Annotated in this window: 22 protein-coding genes; 10 read left to right on the top strand and 12 right to left on the bottom strand. The window is 46.9% G+C overall.

Features of this window, described 5'->3' with window-relative positions; translation table 11 throughout:
* Nucleotides 1–99: 99 nt before the first annotated feature.
* Nucleotides 100–726, bottom strand: coding sequence for a hypothetical protein (locus BLS44_RS21480; protein WP_090392292.1), 627 nt, complete (start codon nt 724–726; stop codon nt 100–102).
* Nucleotides 727–992: 266 nt separating this feature from the next.
* Nucleotides 993–1,379 carry a c-type cytochrome gene (locus BLS44_RS21475; protein WP_090392291.1) on the bottom strand — a complete coding sequence of 129 codons (387 nt, stop codon included), beginning with the start codon at nt 1,377–1,379 and terminating at the stop codon, nt 993–995.
* 133 nt (nt 1,380–1,512) lie between these two features.
* On the opposite strand from BLS44_RS21475, the gene BLS44_RS21470 reads away from it, so the two are divergent.
* The 3 genes from BLS44_RS21470 to BLS44_RS21460 all read left to right on the top strand — a co-directional run bounded on the left by BLS44_RS21470 (nt 1,513) and on the right by BLS44_RS21460 (nt 4,254).
* On the top strand, nt 1,513–2,571 hold the full coding sequence (locus BLS44_RS21470; RefSeq protein WP_245729349.1) for a 2-oxoacid:ferredoxin oxidoreductase subunit beta: 1,059 nt from the start codon (nt 1,513–1,515) through the stop codon (nt 2,569–2,571).
* Between the two features lie 20 nt (nt 2,572–2,591).
* On the top strand, nt 2,592–3,521 hold the full coding sequence (locus BLS44_RS21465) for a class I SAM-dependent methyltransferase (RefSeq protein ID WP_245729347.1): 930 nt from the start codon (nt 2,592–2,594) through the stop codon (nt 3,519–3,521).
* A gap of 124 nt (nt 3,522–3,645) precedes the next feature.
* Entirely contained in the window at nt 3,646–4,254 is a 609-nt protein-coding gene (locus tag BLS44_RS21460) for an L-threonylcarbamoyladenylate synthase (protein WP_090392289.1), read from the top strand.
* Between the two features lie 21 nt (nt 4,255–4,275).
* Here BLS44_RS21460 and uxuA read toward each other — a convergent pair whose 3' ends face one another.
* Nucleotides 4,276–5,457 (bottom strand): mannonate dehydratase, encoded by a 1,182-nt coding sequence (gene uxuA / locus BLS44_RS21455; RefSeq protein WP_090392288.1) that lies wholly within the window; start codon nt 5,455–5,457, stop codon nt 4,276–4,278.
* A gap of 81 nt (nt 5,458–5,538) precedes the next feature.
* On the opposite strand from uxuA, the gene BLS44_RS26695 reads away from it, so the two are divergent.
* Nucleotides 5,539–5,676, top strand: a complete 138-nt coding sequence (locus tag BLS44_RS26695) for a hypothetical protein (RefSeq protein ID WP_176954508.1) — start codon at nt 5,539–5,541, stop codon at nt 5,674–5,676.
* A gap of 58 nt (nt 5,677–5,734) precedes the next feature.
* Here the strand turns inward: BLS44_RS26695 and BLS44_RS21450 are convergent, their stop codons facing one another.
* The 5 genes from BLS44_RS21450 to BLS44_RS21430 form a co-directional block, all read right to left on the bottom strand.
* Nucleotides 5,735–7,657 carry a DUF3857 domain-containing protein gene (locus tag BLS44_RS21450; RefSeq protein WP_090392287.1) on the bottom strand — a complete coding sequence of 641 codons (1,923 nt, stop codon included), beginning with the start codon at nt 7,655–7,657 and terminating at the stop codon, nt 5,735–5,737.
* A gap of 2 nt (nt 7,658–7,659) precedes the next feature.
* Nucleotides 7,660–9,675 (bottom strand): transglutaminase family protein, encoded by a 2,016-nt coding sequence (locus tag BLS44_RS21445; RefSeq protein WP_245729346.1) that lies wholly within the window; start codon nt 9,673–9,675, stop codon nt 7,660–7,662.
* 145 nt (nt 9,676–9,820) lie between these two features.
* Nucleotides 9,821–11,614, bottom strand: a complete 1,794-nt coding sequence (locus BLS44_RS21440; protein ID WP_090392285.1) for an acyl-CoA dehydrogenase family protein — start codon at nt 11,612–11,614, stop codon at nt 9,821–9,823.
* A gap of 103 nt (nt 11,615–11,717) precedes the next feature.
* Nucleotides 11,718–12,158, bottom strand: coding sequence for a MarR family winged helix-turn-helix transcriptional regulator (locus BLS44_RS21435; RefSeq protein ID WP_090392284.1), 441 nt, complete (start codon nt 12,156–12,158; stop codon nt 11,718–11,720).
* Nucleotides 12,159–12,304: 146 nt separating this feature from the next.
* Nucleotides 12,305–12,892, bottom strand: coding sequence for a hypothetical protein (locus tag BLS44_RS21430; RefSeq protein ID WP_090392283.1), 588 nt, complete (start codon nt 12,890–12,892; stop codon nt 12,305–12,307).
* Between the two features lie 303 nt (nt 12,893–13,195).
* On the opposite strand from BLS44_RS21430, the gene BLS44_RS21425 reads away from it, so the two are divergent.
* The 3 genes from BLS44_RS21425 (at nt 13,196) to BLS44_RS21415 (ending at nt 15,846) form a co-directional block, all read left to right on the top strand.
* A complete protein-coding gene (locus tag BLS44_RS21425) occupies nt 13,196–14,020 on the top strand; it encodes an alpha/beta hydrolase (protein WP_245729345.1) in 825 nt (274 codons plus the stop codon).
* A gap of 158 nt (nt 14,021–14,178) precedes the next feature.
* Complete coding sequence (locus BLS44_RS21420; protein ID WP_090392282.1) at nt 14,179–14,730, top strand: cupin domain-containing protein; 552 nt, start codon at nt 14,179–14,181, stop codon at nt 14,728–14,730.
* A 93-nt stretch (nt 14,731–14,823) separates the two neighbouring features.
* Complete coding sequence (locus BLS44_RS21415) at nt 14,824–15,846, top strand: AraC family transcriptional regulator (protein ID WP_090392281.1); 1,023 nt, start codon at nt 14,824–14,826, stop codon at nt 15,844–15,846.
* Here the strand turns inward: BLS44_RS21415 and BLS44_RS21410 are convergent, their stop codons facing one another.
* Nucleotides 15,847–16,731 carry a cytochrome c gene (locus tag BLS44_RS21410; protein ID WP_090392280.1) on the bottom strand — a complete coding sequence of 295 codons (885 nt, stop codon included), beginning with the start codon at nt 16,729–16,731 and terminating at the stop codon, nt 15,847–15,849.
* 11 nt (nt 16,732–16,742) lie between these two features.
* Nucleotides 16,743–17,471 carry a hypothetical protein gene (locus BLS44_RS21405; protein WP_090392279.1) on the bottom strand — a complete coding sequence of 243 codons (729 nt, stop codon included), beginning with the start codon at nt 17,469–17,471 and terminating at the stop codon, nt 16,743–16,745.
* 236 nt (nt 17,472–17,707) lie between these two features.
* Between BLS44_RS21405 and BLS44_RS21400 the strand changes: the two genes are divergently transcribed.
* Both BLS44_RS21400 and BLS44_RS21395 read left to right on the top strand, forming a co-directional pair.
* Nucleotides 17,708–18,850, top strand: coding sequence for a glycosyltransferase (locus BLS44_RS21400; RefSeq protein WP_090392278.1), 1,143 nt, complete (start codon nt 17,708–17,710; stop codon nt 18,848–18,850).
* A 204-nt stretch (nt 18,851–19,054) separates the two neighbouring features.
* Nucleotides 19,055–20,140, top strand: a complete 1,086-nt coding sequence (locus BLS44_RS21395) for an ABC transporter permease (RefSeq protein ID WP_090392277.1) — start codon at nt 19,055–19,057, stop codon at nt 20,138–20,140.
* A gap of 53 nt (nt 20,141–20,193) precedes the next feature.
* On the opposite strand, the gene BLS44_RS21390 is transcribed toward BLS44_RS21395, so the two are convergent.
* On the bottom strand, nt 20,194–20,661 hold the full coding sequence (locus tag BLS44_RS21390; protein WP_090392276.1) for an Lrp/AsnC ligand binding domain-containing protein: 468 nt from the start codon (nt 20,659–20,661) through the stop codon (nt 20,194–20,196).
* Between the two features lie 441 nt (nt 20,662–21,102).
* Nucleotides 21,103–21,636 carry an ORF6N domain-containing protein gene (locus tag BLS44_RS21385; protein ID WP_090392275.1) on the bottom strand — a complete coding sequence of 178 codons (534 nt, stop codon included), beginning with the start codon at nt 21,634–21,636 and terminating at the stop codon, nt 21,103–21,105.
* A gap of 218 nt (nt 21,637–21,854) precedes the next feature.
* Here BLS44_RS21385 and pheS point away from each other — a divergent pair, with 218 nt between their 5' ends.
* The gene (gene pheS / locus BLS44_RS21380; RefSeq protein WP_090392274.1) at nt 21,855–22,901 is read left to right on the top strand and encodes a phenylalanine--tRNA ligase subunit alpha; all 1,047 of its coding nucleotides are present in this window, start codon (nt 21,855–21,857) and stop codon (nt 22,899–22,901) included.
* Nucleotides 22,902–22,981: the final 80 nt, after the last annotated feature.

Raw genomic sequence — 22,981 nt, 5'->3', positions numbered from 1 at the left:
TTTGTTATTGCTTCCTGCGGGGTTGCCTGCAAGAGGATATGACCCCAAAAATTTAGTCTGAAATAAATACAGGAACAACAAATACCGGAGCAGGCCTGATTACTGTGCTATCCCCACTCCTTTATGTACTTTTACTACTTCCGAATAGGACCGCATGCCATCCTTATCGGTTACGGCTATGCGTATGAAACGAACAGGTTCCGGGCCAACGGTCACCTGATCCTTATGATAGCAGGCAATAATAGCCGATCCAAGGGTCAGTACTATAAAGAGTGCTACCATCATGCGTTTTTTGCTAATTCTGAAAAATGCAGTTGCAATCAATAACAACCCGGCCATCGAAACAGGGTAAGCAGGCGCCGGTATACTGGCTGCATAAAGAAAATCGCCGTTGGCATTGTCATCAGGGCGCCCGGGCTCCACACTGCCGATAGTTGCAAAGGCCACCCGGTCTTCAGATGCCTGCACTTCAAAACAATTGCCGTTACCCGATGCCGGCGATATCCAGCTTACCATAAGCAATTGATCCCGGAGTATAGCCCGGATATCGTCAAACAGCAGCTGCTTCTTTGTTGTGCAGCCGGGCACGGCGGTATCAATATCCGGGGCAGCCCTGAAAGACCGGGCCGGTGCTTTAACCCTGAAAGCTGCCGGTGCGCTGGTACCTGTACTATTTGCCTGGAAAAAAATCGCCAGTAAAAACAGTAGTCCTAGTTGATGTTTCATTTGCTTTATCATGATTGATAAAATCCGATCCTGTCCCTTTTATATACCGGTTCGTATAGCTTTAAAATGCTGTTGCTGCCTGTTTCGCAGGGCGGATCACTACCCCGCAGCTTACGGTCATAGAAAATATCATAAGCGCATTAGCCAACACTACATTAGCAATGTCCGTTCTGTAACGCCACAAAGGTACCAACAAACATCAAAGATGCATTATCTTTTTTCCATATTTATTGTCTTCTTTGCAGATCTTCAGCTCCAATAGCAAATCATTGCCCGGGATAGGCATCCCCCTTATGACAGGTATTGCAGGTAACCGTATTCAGATAAGCCGGGTGGATCACGGAATCGGTACGGAAGTAGTTTTTGTTGATATCGATGGTCATCCGCAGCATGTTCCGGGCCACTTCCTTGGCGGGGTTTTCATCCGAAGCAAAATCCAGCCGCTCCGAACCCTTCCCCTTTGCATGACAAAAATTGCATTTAACCCCCAACGCTTTATTGAACGCTCCCATAATACTATCCAGGCGCTCATGTGTTATATCCTGCGGCAGCACTTTCAGGTTATGTGGCGGCCGGTAAAAAGAATAGGATGTGCCCACCAGAAAGGTAAAAAGAATGAGCGTAAAAGCAATGGATACCTTCTTATATCTCATAAAATAAAGTTTTTACAAATAAATGACAACTTGCTGCAATTTAGGAAAAATCAGCAGAAACAGGGGTTTAACCATTCCATTATCCATTAACAGCTGTTAGCATTTATCATAATCATCTTTTCAATCCGCCGGAATGATTAACTTTGCACCCTATTTTAAGATCATGTCCGAAGTTTTAACTCCCGCCTTAACAGCCAAAGATTTTGCAACTGACCAGGAAGTGCGCTGGTGTCCCGGCTGTGGCGATTATTCTATATTAGCACAGGTGCAACGCGTAATGCCGGGTTTGGGTATTCCTAAAGAAAATATTGTATTTATCTCCGGTATCGGTTGCAGCAGCCGTTTTCCATATTACATGAACACCTACGGCATGCACTCGATCCATGGCCGCGCCACGGCCATTGCATCAGGCCTGAAGGCCTCCCGCCCCGAACTAAGCATCTGGATCGTTACCGGCGACGGTGATGGCCTCAGCATCGGGGGTAACCATACCATCCATTTATTAAGGAGAAATTTTGATGTAAATGTGCTGTTGTTCAATAACCAGATCTATGGTTTGACGAAGGGCCAGTATTCTCCCACATCGGAAGAACACAAGATCACCAAATCCACTCCTTTTGGCAGCATCGATCACCCCTTCAACCCACTGGCGCTGGCCCTGGGTGCTGATGCGAGTTTTATAGCGCGCACTATGGACCGGGATCCGAAACATCTGCAGGCCCTGTTGATACGTACGCACCAGCATAAGGGCGCCTCCTTCCTGGAGATCTATCAGAACTGTAATATCTTCAACGATGGAGCATTTGAGATCTTTACCGAAAAAGGTTCCAAACCAGAAGAAACCATCTTTGCAGAGCATGGCAAACCCATGATCTTTGGCGCAGACGGGAAAAAAGGTATCCGGCTGGACGGATTTAAACCACAGGTGGTGACCCTGGGCGAAGGATACAGTGCGGATGACCTGTGGATCCATGATGAAAAAGACATCTTTAAAGCGCAATTGCTCACCCGTATTTTCGACAACCCGGCACTGGAAGGCCATTTGCCACGTCCCTTTGGCGTGTTTTATGAAGCAGACCGCCCCTGTTATGAGGAGATGATGGCCCTGCAGCTGGAAGATGCCAAAGCCCGGAAAGCGCCGGACCTGGATGCACTGTTACGCGGTAAGGAAGTGTGGACGATACAGGGATAGGGCATCATCAATGAAAATTATTGAATTTAAAAGCAGCAACAGCCTCGTTTATAACTCAGGAATCATTATCCAGCAATGAAACCCTGTTTCCCGCTTCTGCATTTTACATTTCTATGGACCCTGTAAAAGACTACCTGACCATTAACAAAGCCTCCTGGAACAACACAGTGCGGTTCCACCTGGAATCTGATTTCTACGATGTGGCAGGTTTCATAAAAGGGGCTTCGTCGCTCAATGATATCGAGCTGAACCTGTTGGGCAATATAGCCGGCAAACGCATCCTGCACCTGCAGTGTCATTTCGGACAGGACTCTATCTCCCTCGCCCGTATGGGTGCGCAGGTTACGGGTATTGATCTGTCTGACAAAGCCATTGAAGCAGCAAACGATCTTGCAGCAAAAACCCATACCAATGTCCGTTTTATTTGTTGCGATCTGTATGATCTTCCGAACCAGCTCAATGAAACCTTCGACATTGTTTTTACCAGTTACGGTACCATTGGCTGGTTGCCCGACCTGAACCGGTGGGCGGCTGTTGTTTCAACCTTCCTGAAGCCCGGAGGCCGGTTTGTGTTTGCAGAATTTCATCCGGTGGTTTGGATGTTTGATGACGATTTTAATAAAGTAGGCTACAGTTACTTTAATGCCGGGCCCATCTGCGAAACCGATAGCGGTACTTATGCCGACCGGAATGCAGACCTGCACGAGGAATACGTAATGTGGAATCACGGTACGGCTGAGGTGCTCAGCAGCCTCCTTCAGAACGGGCTTGAACTTACTGCGTTTGAGGAGTTTGATTACTCCCCCTATAATTGCTTCCGGCATACCACTGAAATAGCACCCAAAAAATACCGCATTCAACACCTGGAGAACAAGATCCCCATGGTATTTGCATTAACGGCGGTGAAACGCCCCCCAGGGGAATTTAAAATATTCAGTAGAGAATATTGAATGCGAAGTAAACCAGCACCCGCCGCCCCCGGAGTAACACCCGCAGGCCAGTAGCGGTCCCGCTGCTCCTTTTAAATTCCATATTTTATATCCCCAACAGGATATACTGTCCGATATTTGCAGTATGCTTATTTCCATCCATCCCAAAGATCCCCAGCCCCGTTTGATCAAACAGGTTGCTGATTCCCTGCGTGGAGGGGGAATTGTCATTTATCCAACGGATACCATCTATGGCCTGGGCTGCGATATCTTCCAGACCAAGGCTATTGAGCGTATTGCCTGGATCAAAAAAGTGGATCCAAAAAAAGCGCAATTTTCCTTTGTCTGCGCAGACCTGAGCCACCTGAGTGATTTTGCCAAACAGATCTCCAACAGCACCTTCCGGCTGCTAAAAGAATACCTTCCCGGGCCCTATACGTTTATCCTGGAGGCCAGCAAACAGGTACCCAGGATCCTGCACAGCAAAAAGAACACCGTCGGGATCCGCGTTCCGGACAACAAAATCACCCAGGCGCTCATACGGGAGCTGGGTCATCCCATTTTAAGTACCACTCTTCCCGGCGAGCTGGTGGAGGATTACACAGACCCGGAGGTCATCCATGATCATTATCAAAATCTTGTGGACATTGTTATTGACGGAGGCATTGGCGGCATGATCCCCTCTACCATCATCGATTGTACCGGAGATGAGAAGGTGCTGGTGCGGAAAGGATTGGGAGAATGGGAAGAGTAATCCTGCGAGGTTTTAGAAACCTCACAGGCCTGCGCGCCGGATCCCCAGCTCCAGTCCTCTTAATTCAGCCAATCCTCTCAGACGACCGATAGCAGAATAACCGGGATAGGTAGTCTTTTTCAGGTCATCCAGCATCTGGTGGCCGTGATCGGGGCGCATATGGATGGATACGCCTCTGCGATGCATCGTTGTTACAACTGCTTTTACCACCGCATACATATCCACATCCCCATCCAGGTGGTCCGCCTCAAAAAAGTTACCGGCTTCGTCTCTTTTTGTGCTGCGCAGGTGCAGGAAATGGATATGATCGCCCAGGCGCTCTACCATTCCGGCGAGGTCATTATCTGCGCGCACGCCATAAGATCCGGTGCAAAAGCACAAGCCATTGGCCGGCGAAGGCGCCGCATTGATCAGCTCCTGCGCATCCGCTTCTGTACTTACGATCCTTGGCAGCCCCAGGATCGGGAAGGGGGGATCGTCCGGATGGATCGCCATTTTCAAACCCGCTTCTTCTGCCACAGGCACCACCTGCTGCAAGAAATAGAACAGGTGCTGTTTTAGTTTTTGTGCATCAATGGCCTCATAGGTTTTCAGCGCTTTGAGGATCTCCTCTTCTGTAAAGCGTTCCTCACTTCCCGGCAACCCTAACAATGTATTGCGGTACAGGGTCTCTTTATCCTCTTCGCTTAATTTTTCAAGGCAGTTTTTAGCCGCCTCCAGTTCAGTTGCCGTATAATCGTTTTCTGCTCCGGGACGCTTCAGCAGGAACACATCAAAAGCGATAAATGCTGCTTTTTCAAAACGTAATGCCCGGCTTCCGTCAGCAACCGTATAGTTAATTTCGGTACGCATCCAGTCCAGGATCGGCATAAAATTGTAGGTTACCACCTTTAACCCGCAGGCTGCTACATTTCGCAGGCTTTGCTTATAGTTTTCGATATACTGTTCAAAAGCACCGCTCTGTTTTTTTATATCCTCATGCACCGGCAGGCTTTCGATCACCTCCCAGGTAAGCCCTGCGGCTTCCACTTCCTGTTTCCGTTTACGGATTTCTTCTGTTTCCCAGATAGCACCCACCGGTACATGGTGAAGAGCCGTAACCACACCGGTACAACCCGATTGTTTTATATCACTCAAACTGACAGGATCTTTGGGGCCGTACCACCGCATGGTATGGATCATTGCATATTGTGCTTGTTTCATGCTTCTTTTATCGTTTAGAAATTCTGATTCGCCCAAAAATAAGCGATTTATAAATGTGCCGGCTCACTACTTTTCCGTGTAATGATACACGTCGATAATACCTGTTTGGTAAAACTGGTCACGGGGCGCTTACTTTCGATATCCGCCAGCAGCAGCTTTACAGCCACACTGTCCATTTCGGCCAACGGCTGGCAGATCACAGGCGGGTTGCAGATCTAAGGTGAAGGGTGCCGGTGCTGCCCTGACACAGAAGGCTGATGAATGATAACAGCATCGCTTATTCCGCTTTTTTTACCAATACGATCCGCGACCGGTCGGCTGTATAGACCGTATTATAAAAAGCAACCATCTTTTCGTAATCGCTGGCCGGAAAATGACCACTGTTACGGTCGTACCTGCGGATCATACGGATCACTCCGTCTGTCAGTTCAAACCGGATCGCATATGCCCCGAAGCCGTTTTCCATTGTTACCGGCCGCGGCATGGCTTCTGCGGTATATCCCGGGGGGATCTTTATAGATACCGTATCCGATTTTACAAAGCCGTATTCGTACACGATCTCATGTTCCCGTTTGTCTTCACTGGTAAGTTTATCGGTATTTGCGGATAATATATTGGGCTTAATGAACAGGCGCTTACCGGTTATGACTGCGTAATCCTTCGACACCAGCTGCACTTTTTCCATGATCGCGGGAACCACATTGTTTCCGGCCTCCTGGTAACCAAAAGAGCTGACCTCATAATTGGGTATCGAAAAATGATTCCGTAACCGTTTCTGTTTTTCTTCGTCTGACAAACCATACATTATATGGTGCAGATCATCCTGAAGCAGGCCTGTGCAGCGGGTAACCACCGAAGCTACCAGTGTACCATTCTCATCGAGACGGGCATCGATCAGCCGGTTCTGCACATTTTCCTGTTTCTGATAGGCGGGTGTGCGCACCAGCCGGCTGCCGGTATCATCAATCAGCAATGCTTCCCGGTTGCCGGTAAAGCCGCCCATATAGCCGGGCTCCACGGTCTGGCTGGTACATTCCAGCCATACAGGATCGTTATTGCTGCCGGGCACACAAACAATAACATGATTGAACTGGTTGGACGGAAAATCGCTGACAAGATCTTTATCTTCCATTCCCCCGTTGATCAATGCGGAATAGGCCCGGATCCCGGCCTCCTTAAGCAAGGCCACCATATAATTCGATAAAGCCTTACAGTCGCCGTATTTTTTTTCGGCAACATAGGTTGCATCCAAAGGCTGCCACCCACCCATTCCCAGCTGGATACTGATGTAACGGGAATGCTGCTGCATATACCGGTACAGGGTGTCAATTTTTTCACGTTCCGTTTTCAATCCGGCTATCAGTGTTCTTACCTTTGTTTTGATGCCGGCTGGCAGTACATCCCGCCCTGCATACAGCGTTGTCATGAATTTGCCAAACTGTTGCCAGGTTTCCATGCTACCTTTATATCCTCCTATTTCAAAGGAAGACGGGGCCGTCAGCACCCGGGTCACCAGCCGGTTCCATTCCGGGGCAAAAGCCTCTTCCTCCCTTGCCGGCACATTACCCAGTTCCCAGGAAAGGATCTTAGTATTCTTTGTTTCCTTTAACAGGGGATTACCTGTGTAATGGAACATCTTGTAACGCAGGGCATAATCTTTGGGGGTCTCAAAAACAAATTTACTGTTTTCGACAGCGATCTGCGGACCACTTTGGGGCATCCACTCCGGGAAATAAAAGATACCGTTCAGCTCCACTTCAATATCATACGCTACCGTATACGGATATTGCTTATAATAAAAGTTATGGTATTTATAACGCCCGTCAGTGATCAGGCTGGATCCGTCCGTGCCGCTTCCATCCTGGATATCTTTCTTTTTTACCGATTTTAATTTCTTTCCCCCGGCGTCATAAAGGGTACCGGAAATATCATTGATAACGCGGAATTTATCATACCCTACAACAAGCGCCGCATATTCTTCGGCCGCCTCGTTCAGAACCGTATAAACATAATGCCTTCGGTAAATGGCTTTACCGATATTGCGCACCTCGATGAACGTTTCATCCGCCCGCTTGATCAGTTTCGCTTTTTTTAACAGTGCTTCAGGTATTGCGCTTACAGGATACTCAGCTCTTGCCGGCATATGGAATATTCCTGCGATCAGAACAACAATAATACTTCTGAAAAAAAATGGGTTCATCACTATTTAATTTTCTTTAAAACCACCTGCTCACTATGCTTCCGGGCAATATGGCCAAAAAAATCCCGAAGGGATTGATAATCTTCTGCCCTGAAATAGGCCCGTTTAATATCGACCTTACTCTGCAGCATGATCCTCCCTCCGGAAGCACTGATGATATATTCAAACATGCCTTCATTCTCATTGAGCAGTACACGTGTCGATTTAGGAAGTTCTTCCACTGCATAACCTTTCGGGATCTCCATATTCAGCACATATAACTGGTACAGGGTGTACGGCATTTCCACGGGGTATTTCCGGTCGGCCGAAACAAAGGGATTGGTTTTGACCGCTTCGCTGAACATCGGGTTCAGATAGATCATATCCTCAGCACCCAGGTCAAAGTTCATCTTATACTTTACCGACACCGGGAACTCCAGTTTTTTTAGGGAATCGATCTGTATGTCTGAAAGACGCACCGGGAACATATAGGATTTTTCCGCTTCTTTTAAATAGGCTTCCTTATCTTTAGTTGCCAGCTCCTCCCGTATCCGGGCCGATTCATAATACCCCGGAGTAGAGGTAAAAGACCCGTTAAGCCCCTTTTCATCCGCATTGTTTGCCAGGAACAACAAAGTGGTTTTCCGCTCCTGCAATGAGTCCGGATCAAAACTCACATTCCGCGGCGCTGTATTTACAACAAAACCCGATCCGTTGTAACACTCAGCCGGCAGTTTTCCAAAGCCCATCCGGGGCCGGGTAGCATCCAGGTAATAGGATTTTCCATCTGCTCGGGCGGCGCAAACCAGGTAATTATATTTGTTCAGCAATGGGTAAAACGGGTTTGCCACGCCATGGCTACGGGTGCTCAATAAAACCGGGTCGGCGGTGATGCCCCGCTGACGGAGCATCGCGATCAAAAGCATGTTGATCTCGGCTCCCGTTCCGCTTTTTTTCCTGAAAATATCTTTCAGGCTGGTATTGTCCGACATATAAAAGCCACCTGATCCTGTAGCCGTAAAATGATCCCGTACAAAAGCATAGATTGCCTGTACCGCCCCAAGATCGGTGGTAGTGCCGGATACGACCTTCTTAACTTCATCGCCCAACCAAAAGTTGGAGCGCGTGATCTCGGCCCCAAAATTTTCATGTTTCAATAACTGTTCGCTGGCAGTGGTCCAGTTACCCATCACGTCCTTGGTTGGCATATTGGGGAACCGGTACTGGGAAAGCTGAAAATCGATCTTTGAATTATGATTTTCGATGGATGAGGTAAACGGCTCTTCTTTCAGGGCGGGCACATCCGTTGCCGACCAGGTATTTTGTGTTTCATAACCGGAAAGGGAATAATGCTCCGTAGCCTGGGTTCCGTTTGACTCCGATACAGACCAGGATTTAAAAACATCCTTCTTCGTATTTTTCAGCGGTATATATCCCTGCGATAAGAATACATACTGGAAAAACTGAGGAATGTAAACCGTATATTGGGTAAACAATCGTGGATCGGGGCCCTGGAACTCCCAGGACCGAAGGTTAAACAGGAACTCGGATTCTATGGTATAAGTATATTCCACGATCGATCCTTCTTTAAGATTAGGGAAGGTGAACTTTCTTGACACCCAGTTCTGGTTCTGTTTTTCCTTGAAGACATTCGATGCCTCCAGCTTTGTTTGCTGCACGGCACCATTCTCCAGGTTATAGGTGATCCCTTTTACTTCGGTCAGTTTTTCCTCACCTTCCGGCGAGGTATAAAGGTCTATAGAAACATTACCCGCATCAAAACCTTTCTTGTCCAGTATTTTGATCCGTGTGGTTCGCTTATGGATCAGCGAAAACCAGCCTTTATTGTTGCCTTCGATCTTCGATGTACCCACATCCGATAATACCACGGCACTGGTATTAGAGTCAATGACCGGCGATTTTAATGTAAAATCCGCAGCGCTTACTTTTCCGAATTTCTGGCTTGTTTTATCCTGGGCATTTCCTGTAGCCGGAAAAATGCCCAACAGGCAAAGCATTATAAACGAAGTAGTTCTCATAATAGTTAATCAATAACAGAGAACAAATATAAAAAGCTCTGTTAAAAACTGAAAAATTTTTAATGCCCGGCCCTGCAGTTCCGGCCCCTGCGGATCATAAAAGACGGGGCGTTTGCCCCGTCTTTCCATTGCTCATACCAAGGTATTAAAAATTGTAATAACCTGTTGTGATCAGTTTATCAGCAATCCGGCGCCGGGCTTCCTTACTGTTGAAGGGCTGCGCTTTGGTAAACCGTTTCAACCCCATCAGGATCATCCGCTGCTCATCCCCTTCGGCAAAGCCGTTAATGGCATCCTTGCCCGCCTTGTTTACATGGTCTGCAGCATCATACAGGTATATACGGGTCATATCTGCATAGTCTGCGGCAACAGCGGCGCCCTTGGTTTCAGCCGTTTTCATTGTACGCAGCAACATGCTCTCTGCATGAAAAACCTCCATGGCCATATCTGCAATATGCATCAGGATCTCCTGTTCACTTTCTATCTTCATCATCAGCTTTTGCGCAGCGGCCCCAGCCACCATCAGGATGGCCTTTTTAAGATTGATGATCAGTTTGCGTTCCTCCGCAAATGGCGTTTCCTCCTCTGTTCCAAAATCGGGAATGCTCATCAGTTCTTTCTGGACCTCCATAGCCGGTGCCATCAGGTTCAAACGCCCCTGCATGGCGCGTTTCAGCGTCATATCCAGGATCAGTAACCGGTTGATCTCGTTGGTACCCTCATAAATGCGGTTGATACGGCTATCGCGGTAGGCCCGGGAGATATTATACTCGGCGCTAAACCCGTTACCGCCATGGATCTGGACACCTTCATCCACTACAAAATCCAGCAGCTCACTTCCAAATACCTTTAACATGGCGCATTCAATGGCATATTCCTCTGCAGCACCCAGCAATGCCTCATTAAAAGGCTTGCCTTCTGCGAGGAGCTTTTGTTCAAACTGGTCGATCCATTTTGCAGTACGGTACAATGCCGATTCGGCGGCAAACATCCCGATCGCCATTGCAGCCAGCTTGTGTTTGATGGCCCCGAAATTACTGATCGGTTGTTTGAACTGCTCTCGTGTTTTTGCATATTCCAGGGAGGTATTAAAAGCCTTGCGTGCCCCGCCCAGCGCCGCTGCACAAAGTTTCAGCCGCCCGATGTTCAATATATTAAAGGCGATCTTATGCCCCTTCCCGATCTCTCCCAACACATTTTCGACAGGCACTTTGGCATCCTGAAAGTATAGTTGTACGGTTGAGGATCCTTTAATACCCATCTTCTGTTCTTCCGGTCCCTGTGTAAACCCTTCCGTTCCCCGCTCTACAATAAAGCCGGTAAATTGATCGCCGTCTACTTTCGCAAATACCGTATACACATCGGCAAAGCCACCATTGGTGATCCAGCATTTCTGACCATTCAGTATATAATATTTCCCATCATCGCTCAGTCTGGCAGTGGTCCGGGCGCTCAATGCGTCACTGCCGCTATTGGGCTCGGTAAGACCATAGGCCCCTGTCCACTCGCCGGTGATCAACCGGGGAATATAACGCTGCTTTTGCTCAGGGTTTCCAAAATACAGGATCGGGAGCGTTCCGATACCGGTATGCGCCGCAATAGCCACAGAAAAAGAATGGCCGGCGCCCAGGTATTCATTAATAATTGTAGAAGTCACAAAATCTTTGCCCAGCCCACCGTATTCTTCCGGAAAAGAAGTAGCCAGCAGCCCCTGCTCACCGGCCTTTTGTACCAGCGATTTCATCAGCCCGGGCTCCATACTGTCAATACGGTCCAGGTTCGGCCATACTTCTGTCTCCAGGAACTGGGTGCAGAGATCGCGGATCATCAGCTGCTCTTCATCAAACTCATTGGCCATAAAGGTTTGAGCAGGCAACTGTTCCTTTATCAGCCATTCAGCACCTTTTGCGATGGTTTCATTGTTTACAGCAGCATCCATTGTTTTTATTTTTAAAGTTTTTTAAATGCCGGGCTTCCGTAAATCCGCCTTCAGCTATCGGCCGGTAACCGAAGCGCTTATAACCGATAGTTCCGGGCACCGGCTACCTCAGGTTCTCGTATACGATCTTCAGTACTTCCTTACAAACTTCAATTTTATCATCACTCACGCCGGAGAGCGCTTCCTCCACGGTTTCTTCTGCAAAGCCGTAACAGGGATCCTGCATTTCTTTGGCCTGCTCCGTAAGGTAAATCATGTTCTTTCTCCGGTCGGCCTTTGACGGGATCCGTTTTACCATTCCGGCCTTCTCCAGGTTATCCACCAGCCTTGTCATACTGGGTTTATCCCTGAATGTCGCCTTGCAAAGATCCTGCTGACTGATGCCATCCTCTTTCCACAAATGGTATAATACGCTCCACTGCTCAATAGTCAGGTTCAGATCTGCCTGATTGAACTTCTTCTGCAATCGCCTGGCAATGGCTGTGCTGGCCACGCCGGTGATGAAACTATATAACTCGCTCTTTTTAAATTGGTTGTTTGGCATATAGTTGTTTTAACAACTAACCAAAGTTAGCCTATTTTTTGATCCAATTAACATTTTCGATGTTGATTGTCGTCAATAAAGATTCAAAAAAAACAGGCGGTTTTATCCCGCCTGCCTGAACGATCTTTCCCCTGTTTCCGGAAAAACTAGCCACCTGCTTCAATCGCCTGATTGCTTTTAGTGGACCGGGCCGCTTTATGAAGAATCAGCAGCTCCTGGTCAGCGCTGAAACTGATCTCCACCCACCCGGTGTACACGTCATTGTTGCGGCCGGTTAAAAAAGGAATAAACTGATGGCTGGCGGCCACCCAGTCTCCCCGCCAAATGACCTGGTCCTGTACCGTGGTTACTTTCTCCGATAACAACGCAGCAACACCTTCCGACCAATGATAGCCGCTAAAATCTGCAGTCCCGATCCTTTGCCTGCTATGGAATACCGGGATGTGGTCGGCATTATTAACCGGAAGCCGGGCATTGCCATAGGTTTGCACGAGCCACTGCCTCTTGTCCTCGCCATTAATGGGGTCGCCGATCAATGATGTTTTAAAAACAAGGTCGGCCGTTCCGTTGCTGTCTATATCAACAGATACCTGTTGACCAAAGGCAATGGCCTGGTTGCCAAGACTGATATGTTTAACCGCTGCAGCGGAAGGACCCGGTACCGGATCCGTTGTTGTTTTATTGCATGCCGCACCCGCTACGGCAAAAAGACAAAAAAGACAGAAGTGCCTCATTTTTTCCTGAAGATAAGCACTTCACAGGTTTGCAGCAGCGCCGGCGGGATGAACTGTTTCAAACCCGGGATGAAATCCCATTTCCCGTTACCGGCTGTACTGTTCAAAACGAACAATAATGCAATCTATCCCCAACTGAACGGAGATTGCAGGGAGCATTTCATTTACCTGTGCTCCCCTGCACGATCAGGAAATGAAGCCCTGCTTCTTAATATCCGAAGTCCTTCTATCTTATTCTTGCCGGATTCGTGTTAAAATAAACGAAATTGCAGTGTTCCCGCATCTGGCGGGAGCCTTTAACCCGTGCATCTGGATCAGAAATATATCTCATATCAGCAATCGGCCATCAGCTACAGGATCAGCGGCAGCGGTCCTCAAACAGTGATTTGCCTCCATGGATTCAACGAGTCGGCCGAAGCTTTTGCTGTTTTACAGGATCCGGCCAACCGGTACACGTTCCTGGCGATCGATGCACCTTTCCACGGGAATACCCTGTGGAAAGAGGGGCTCCGGTTTACCCCGGCCATGCTTCACGAGGTCATTCAAAACATTCTTGCTGCAGAATCCCGCTCCACAGCCCAACCGCTAACCCTCCTCGGGTTCAGCCTGGGAGGGCGGATGTGCCTTTCTTATTACCAGCAGTACCCGCAACAGGTCAACCGCCTCTTATTACTGGCCCCCGATGGTTTGAAAATGAGTTTCTGGTACTGGTTCTCTGCGCATACGATCGTCGGCAACCGCCTATTTGCCGTAACTATGAAACATCCGGGCTGGCTGATAAAATTTGCGGGTATCCTTCATAAGACCGGGGTAGTCAATGCCGGCATTAAAAAGTTTACGGTCCGCTACCTGCACCATCCCCCTGTGCGGAACCTGCTTTATACCGTATGGACCGCTTTTCGCTTCTTCAGGCCCGATATTGCACAAATAAAAAAAAGCATTGCCCGCAATCAGACTCCTGTACACCTGTATTTTGGCAAATATGACAAGGTCATTCCTGCAAGCCGTGGTGCAGATTTTACTGCGGGTATTGAGGAACAGGTGCAAACAGTGATTTTGGAGGCAGGACATCGATTATTACAAAATAAAGAAGTACAGGAAATTTTAGATCCGGGCCATTTTGAATAGGACCAGGAAGCATTGGCAGATCAGAAAGGATCCTGTTGAACGGCCAAAACTGGTTTGATCAAATTTTCAACACTTTCGCATACTTTTGAGCATAACCGGCTATTGCTGCGATAAGAGATACACCAAAACCAGTCTTTTAATAAAATCCTTTGCAATAAATGGCTTACAAGAACAAAACGATACAAAATTCCAGCACCGGGCAAAACATCCGGTTTCTGCAAACGGGCAAAGACACGAATGGAAAGCTTTTAGAAATGGAAACAATTTTTAGCGCCTATTCTAAAGAACCGCTTGCCCACTATCATCCGTATCAGATAGAAGACTTTACCGTTTTATCAGGCGAGTTAACCGTTCGCATCGATGGGCACCTAACTGTTATGAAGGAAGGCCAGCAATTGCATATCCCAGCCCGCAAAATCCATGCGATGTGGAACAACTCCGCCAGCAAGACGGTTGTAAACTGGAAAGTACGGCCGGCTATGGATACAGAACATTTACTGGAAACGGTAACCGGGCTTGCCAATGAAGGCAAAACAGACAAAGATGGGGTGCCCAATATTTTACAAGGAACTTTGATGGCAAACAAATATGCCAATGTCTACCGGCTATCAAAGCCATCCTTCCTGGTTCAGAAAATCCTGTTCATTCTGTTAACTCCGTTGGCGTACTTATTGGGTTACAGACCTACATATAAAAAATTTCTCGACTAAACTAAAATGCAACCAACCGGCATCGTTTTCATAGGTCTGATAGCAGATGCTGTAATGTTCTTTTGTTATTTTTAACATATATATCTACAGCATATGCAAACATTGTGGGTAAGCATGTCCATTTTACGCAATATTATTCTGGGTGCAGCCCGCACAACAGAAGCATTGAAAAAAATTTGTGCACAGGGTAATATTTCTGTTTCCGACCTGGATAATCACGACATGAAACTGTCTTTAGAGCAGAACTGTGCACTCATGGATGCAGCACTTCAAATTTCAGGAGATCCAGACCTGGGGCTTCACATCGGGGAGCGCACTACTGTCAATGTATTAGGTATTACAGGCCATTTAATGGAAAGCAGCAAAGATCTGCTAACAGCATTACATCACCTGCAGGAATACACTACTTCATTCACGCGCTTGTATTATTTCGGTAGTGAATTAAACGGTAGTGAAGTTGTTTACCGGTGTGAACCTATTGCCGTATGGAATGATCTTTCACCCGAAACAGCAAGGCAAAGTGTAGACATTGCATTTTCCGGTACTTTACATATCCTCCGGCTGCTAACCGGTTTCCATATACAACCTTTGCAGGTTTGGTATCGGTACGCACGGATAAGGGATACCACCGAACATCAACGGATTTTTAAATGTCAGCCGCTATTTAATAAACCCGCAAATGCCCTTGTATTTTCATTAAAAGATCTGCAACACAGCATTCTTGGCTATAATCGCGAATTAAATGATGTATTCATTAAAATGCTGTACCAAAAGCTACATCAGGAAAACCATTCGTTCATTCAACAGCTGCGAACGCTTATTTTGGAATTGAGCACACCTTCCTTTCCCGGTATTGAAGAAGTTGCAGCACGTTTACACCTTACCGTGCGTACATTACAGCGTAAACTACAGGAAGAAAATACCAGCTTTCGGGCAGAGACAGAATCAATAAGAAAAGAAATAGCTTGTAACCTTCTTTCTGCAAAGAATCTTACCGTTGCTGAAATTGCCGACCGTCTTGGGTACACGGATAAAGCGGCTTTTCAGCGATCCTTTAAACAGTGGACGGGCGTAACGCCAAGTTCTTACCGAACCAGTGAAACAACCAACAAATAGTTAGTTGACACTTTTTAAATAGCTGAGTATTGATGTTAATTCTTCATCGGTAAAATGTTGCATATTTTTCCAGGGCATAAATTCATTACGCAGGAATTTGCCTTCAGGGGTTTTACCACTGCGAAATGTACTTATAAATTCTGCCGTTGTCCATCCTCCCGGTGCACCTTTTGCACTAATGTCCGGAACCGGTGGAAACCCCGGTGCCACTGGTGAGCCCCCCTTCATGTCGGCCATGTGACATCCCTGGCAGGTTGATACCAGGTACTTTCCGATTTCAACTTTATTGGCAGGGGCATTAACAGCAATAGGAATTTCATGATCGATACGCTCTGCCGGCAAAACAGCAACCCGGTCTATTACCATCAGTACACGACCAATCGGGCCTATTGCTTTTAGCTTTTCCTGTTGATTATCTACAGCAGGCACACTTTGACAATAGGCGATCAGTTGTGCCAGGTCGTCTTTATGAAGTACCGCGCTTTCATGTGCCGGCATCATCCAGAGTGATTTGCCATTCTTATCTACGCCATGCCGCAGTACGCGTACCCAGTCTTCTGCCGCATAATCAGGCGGAAGGCCGCCTTTGCCTTTAGTCAAATTGGGCGCTGTTATCTGTAGCAACATAACGTCATTCATAAAAACGCTTCCTTCCAATTTGGCACCATGACAGTCGGCACAACTCCTTATTTCATACAAGTGTTTTCCCCTTTCAATAGATTGAGAGTCCGAAGGTATCGTTAGTGGTGTTTCTGAGAAGCGGTATGTTTTATTCATACGTTTCTCCGTACTAAAATAAATAAAGAGGTACCCCAACAACAAAACAGAAAGCAAAAGAAGCACCATCCTGCCGATCCATTTGCCTATAGTCTTAAATACTGACATGCTTTTGTTTTTTAATCGTTGATAAAGTCTGAAGCAACCGCGCTGAAAGGTGCTATCGTATCAGATTTGCGCAGGATATATATTCCCAGCACAACAGGCCAAACGATACCCAAAACCAAATAAATATTAACCCCTGTTTCGGCCAATACATTCCAATCGGTTATGGTGCCCACTGCATCTGATAAACAAGCAGCCCCTGTTATAATGGATATCATTCCTATTATTTTATTGTCCCTTCGAAGCAACACACCAAACCCCATCCACCACACAGCAGCAAACAGTACTTCAAGCATATTCCAAAGTCCTTTTGCTACCGCCGTCGTCATAGAATTGAATATTAATTCGATCACATATTGGTCTGCCGCCGGCGCCCCGCTGTATTTTTGCATTAAATAGGGCCAAACGGCAGCCAGTGCTGCTGCACCAATTGCCCCGGTCAATACATAACTGATACCGCTAAAAGTGAACAGAGGAACCCACGGAGAATGATATTTATACTGCTGGTGGAGGTAAAAGATAACCGGCAGTAAGAGCAAATAGTAACCGGCCATATCAAATAATAAAAACCAATAAGCTGATTTGGAATTACGTGCGTATTGCAGTAAAAGCGTCGTATCACTAAAAACATCAAAATTAAACTCCACGGCAATTATACCTGCCAACATGCAAGCAGCGGATAATACCCCGGCAGTTATGGTAACGGTTCCTAAAACCCGTTTGTATGTAAATACTTTTTTCATGCGGCAAAAATATACTACGGCTTTTCGAATCGTGATAACAGAAAACGACAAAATGATTGCAGTTTACGACAGCCATTTATTGGGTAGTATAGCAACCCGTTGCAGGATCAGGATATACCAATTATGATTCCCCAAAAAAGATCTGGAGGGCAGTGCATCCGAAAAAATAGTTGGTTCCGGCAACCTGTTTTCATCAATATTATCCAATTGTTCTGCTGATGCAGTAGTTTTGTTGCATGTGGCTTATTGGCATTACCGGCGTTTTATTTTTACTCTATGCGGTCCTCATCCTGTTTTACACCAGGAGCTGGAACCAGATCCCAATGCAGGTTACGGCCGGTATGCCGGTTAATGAAGCCTTCACTTTTAGTATTATCATTCCTGCCAGGAATGAAGCAATCAATATCCTGCCGTTGCTGGATTCAATAAAACAACAGCAATATCCATCCCATCTTTTTGAAGTGATCGTTGTAGATGATCATTCAGACGATAACACCGCCTCACTTGTAGAACGGTTTGCAGCAGAAAACGAAGCGGGGCCTTCTATCCGGCTCATCCGGCTCGCCGGAAAAGGGCTCAACTCTTACAAGAAAAAAGCCATTGAAACCGGAATTGCCTCCGCACAGCATAGCTGGATCGTATGTACAGATGCCGATTGCCTGGCGCCTGGCGGCTGGCTGCAAAGCATTGCACACATCGTAAAAGAAACAGATCCGGTATTCATTGCCGCCCCGGTTGCCTTTATCGAAGAACCGACCCTGGTCAATTTGTTTCAGGACCTGGACTTCCTTACATTGCAGGGCATAACCGGTGCCTCGGTTTACAGAAACATCCATACTATGTGCAATGGAGCCAACCTCGCTTACCGGCGTGATGTTTTTGCAGAAGTGGATGGGTTTAGCGGCATTGACACCATCGCCTCCGGCGATGATATGCTGCTGATGCATAAAATATGGAAGCGGTATCCGCAGCGGATCGCTTATCTGAAATCAAAGCAGGCGATCATAAAAACAGCTGCTGCTCCCACCTGGGGTGCATTCATTAACCAGCGCATCCGCTGGGCCAGTAAAGCCACCAGTTATGATGACAAACGCATATTTGCAGTATTGTTTCTTGTGTATCTTTTTAACAGCTCCTTTCTTATTTTATTTATTGCCGGGTTTGTAAACAGCTGTTATTTCCTCGCCCTGTTCGTTTTCTGGACCCTGAAAACGATTATTGAGCTCCCTTTTATAAAAAATGTGGCTACATTCTTTGGCAAACAATCGCGGTTAAAATACTTCTTCCTGTTTCAGCCGCTGCACATCGGCTATACCATACTTGCCGGCTTCCTGGGGAGTTTTGGCCGGTATGAGTGGAAGGGCCGGCGGGTAAAATAGCATACCAGCCCCGGGGCCCCACCCCGGGCAGTGTGTATAACGTTTCGTGTGTTGCATCAAAACCGCATACAAATGTCAAATTGGACAATGCATTGATACGACAGGCATCTGAAATCAGCATGCTTAAACCAAGCAACCACGCAAAAATGAAAGTAAAAGGTCCCGGAATATAACAGCGCCCGTTTTTTCTTACATTTGGACTCCATGCAATTATTTTCCATATCCGGACAGGCAGGCTGGAAACGGCTCAAAAAGAACAAAGGAGCAGTGGCCGGTTTGTGTGTGATCCTTTTTTCAATCTTTGTAGCGGTTTTCTGCTATTTCCTGGCAGAAGACAGTTCCCCCAACGCCAACCGGATCATCCTTGAGATCGGAGGTGCCAAACCCGGATCCCGGCAAACCTTTTTAAAAGTAAAAAAAGAACAACAGCCGGTCCCCGCTGGTTTTCTGCAACAGCTGATCGGCGGCCGTCCGGATCAGTCAGACTATATTCCCATAACGGGCTACCGGTATACGGGAGACAGTGTGCTTATTGATAAATACATTGACGAGGGCCTGACCGAAACCATGCGCTTTGCAAAGGCTCAGCTGGCTTCAGAACCAGTTGTTACAAAAACCTTCTGGCTGGGTACCGACAGCTATGGACGGGATATCCTCAGCAGGCTCATTGTGGGTACACGGGTCAGCCTGAGTGTGGGCATGATCACTGTACTCATATCTATCAGCATTGGGCTGATCCTCGGTTCCCTGGCCGGATTTTATCGCGGCAGGATCGATGAGATCATTATGTGGTTCATCAATGTAATCTGGAGTATTCCTACACTGCTGCTGGTTTTTGCCATTACACTGGCATTGGGTAAAGGATTCTGGCAGGTATTCATTGCTGTAGGACTAACAATGTGGGTTAATGTGGCACGGCTTGTAAGGGGCCAGGTGCTGGCCGTAAGAGCGCTCGAATATATTGAAGCGACCAGGGCGCTTGGATTCAGAAATGCACGGATTATTGCCGGTCATATCTGGCCCAATATTATGGGGCCTGTGCTGGTGATTGCCGCAGCCAATTTTGCCTCTGCAATCGTTATTGAGGCCGGTCTTAGTTTCCTGGGGGTGGGTGTACAGCCCCCGCAACCCAGTTGGGGATTGATGATCAAGGAAAACTATAATTTCATTATCACACAAAACCCGATGCTGGCGCTGGCTCCGGGCTTTGCCATCATGCTTCTTGTACTCGCTTTTAATCTTTTTGGAAACGGGTTACGCGATGCGCTCAATGTAAGAGGAAAATTATAAGAAGCAGGGTCGTTACTGATCAGGAACTGCGGGACCCGCAGGCAGGAGTACCCCTAGTCCAGCACCCTTACATTCCTTGCAAAGCTCTCTTCCAGGGAAATAAGCGTTTCAGTTCTTTCAATACCCTTGATCTTCTGTAACTTCTCATGCAATACATTCCGGAGTTCACTGATATCCTTACAAATGATTTCCACAAACATGCTGTAATTTCCCGTTGTATAATTGAGGCGTACAACTTCTTTTAATTTATACAACTCCTTGGCTACCGAGTCGTACAGGGAACTCTCTTTCAGATAAATTCCAATAAAAGCAATAACATCATACCCCAATAGTTTCAGATCTGTATTTAATTTTGTACCTTTCACTATGCCATCTTTCTGCAGTTTTTTGATGCGCACATGTATAGTACCGCCCGACACAAAAAGTTTTTTACCGAGGTCGGCATAAGAAATTTCAGCATCCTCCATCATGTGCTGGATGATCTGCAAATCGAGTTTGTCCAGATTCAATTTATTGTTCATTTAAGCAATATTGATTTTAAATAATTCAACAATTATTGCAAATATTTAAACATTTTCTATATTTTCAAAATTTTTATTGAATTATTTGGAAAAATAGGGGAACATTGCCTACTTTTGTTCTATCGAACGCTGAAAGCAGCGGGTTCTTTTACACTGTGGGGTGATGAAATTTTTGGCAGACATGCCCTCTTGTCTCGGGGGTGAGGAGTCCAGGATAAACACAGCATAGAGCCGGTTCTGATTTCGGTCAGAACCGACCGGGGTTGACCACCACGGAATTTGTGTTGCGGCTAACTGCCTCGTGGAGGTTCGAGCCCTCCCCCTACAGCTTTTAAACCCTTGCAGGTACATCCTGCGAGGGTTTTTGATTTTACCAGGCGTCCGGTATCATTTAAGATTTTGAAATTGCTGCAGGTCTGCCCTACGGGGGTATTAAGCCTTTCATTTATAACCGACCCTTTTCCTGTTGTTCCACGCTTCTTCCCTGGCTTTTTTCTCTGCTTCTGTATTCAGCATCTTTTCCAAAGCCTCATATATCTGGCTCAGCTGGGCGTCATGCACATCAATCCGGTGGTGCAAATCGTTACGCAGGCTTTGCAGTTGTTGCAAAAAGTCGCCCCGGTACAGGGCCAATTCCCGTAAAGCAATAAAAGCCCGCACAATTGCAATATTCATTTCAATTGCCTTATCGCTGTTTAGCACAGATGCCAGCATGGCCACACCGTGTTCGGTAAAGGCAAACGGCATATAACGCCGGCCGCCCCGGTTTGAGGTCGCAAATTGCGACCTCAAAAGATCATATTCCTCTTTTGCCAGTTCAAACATAAAGTCCTCCGGAAAACGATTCCTGTTTCTCCTTACAGCCTCCTTCAGCCGCTTGGTTTCAATTTGGTACAGGTGGGCGAGATCGTAATCCATCATTACGCGCTGTTCCCTTACCTCATAAATTCTTTGTTGAATAAACGTTAACTGCATGGTGTTCTCATTTATTTTTCAATGGTTAAAGTGTTTTCAATACTAATTTACAAAATTTTCAATATACCCGGACAATATCCCAAAAAGGTCCGCATACTGCGGTCACCCCTATCCGGGCAGTGAGCGTACTCCTGCAGCGCCAATAATGCAAAAAAGGGCCCCGTCTACCTGAAAATGCCGGTACATTGCCTCCTGTATTTTAATTATCTTTGCCCGCTATGCAGGATTTGATTCAAAAATTAGAGGCTTATAAACAGGAAATTACAAACTTTTCCGGTACCGGTGAACAGGCGGCAGAAGCATTCCGTATTCAATGGCTGGGCACCAAAGGCCGGGTAAAAGAGGTAATGGGCGAGATGAAGCATGTACCCGTGGAGCAAAAGAAAGAAGCCGGACAACTACTGAACGAATTTAAACTATTCACCGAAGCCCGGTATGCCCAGCTGAAAGAAGCCGCAGCAGCCGGAGCCGGAGCGGGCGGCCATGCGGTACCAGATCTTACGTTACCGGGTGATGCCATTCCGCTGGGAAGCCGCCATCCTATTTCGCTGATGCGCCACAAGATCATTTCTATTTTTCAGCGGCTGGGATTTGCCGTGGCAGAAGGCCCGGAAATTGAGGACGACTGGCATAATTTCACAGCACTGAACATGCCGGAGCATCACCCTGCACGGGATATGCAGGACACGTTCTATGTAGACGCCGGTGAAAATGCGGCCGTTGACTGGCTCCTGCGTACTCACACCAGCAATACCCAGATCCGGGAAATGGAAAAGGGCAAACTACCCATCCGCGTCATTTGCCCGGGACGGGTATACCGCAACGAAACCATCAGTGCCCGTAGTCATTGCTTCTTTCACCAGGTGGAAGGGCTTTATATTGATGAAAACGTTTCTTTTGCAGACCTGAAGCAAACCCTTTATTTTTTTGTACGGGAAATGTATGGAAAAGATGTGCGGGTAAGGTTCCGCCCCTCCTACTTTCCCTTTACCGAGCCCAGCGCTGAAATGGATGTCAGCTGTTTTATCTGTGGCGGGAAGGGATGTAATATCTGCAAAAAGACAGGATGGGTTGAAATCTTAGGTTGTGGTATGGTACATCCGAACGTATTGCAAAATTGCGGTATTGATCCCGAAAAATATACTGGTTTTGCGTTTGGCATGGGCGTAGAACGCCCGGCTATGCTAAAGTACGGCATTAATGATATCCGCCTGTTTAGTGAAAATGATGTCCGTTTCTTAAAACAATTTACTGCAGCAACATAAAACGAATGACTGCTGCTCATCGTCTGGATAAAACAGGTGATCACTACCGCCGGAGATGCTTATTTTTGATAACTATTTAT

This window comes from Niabella drilacis (assembly GCF_900101395.1).
Taxonomy (GTDB): Bacteria; Bacteroidota; Bacteroidia; order Chitinophagales; family Chitinophagaceae; genus Niabella; species Niabella drilacis.
The sequence above is the reverse complement of the archived record's forward strand: the minus strand, read 5'-3'. Positions and strand labels throughout refer to the sequence as shown.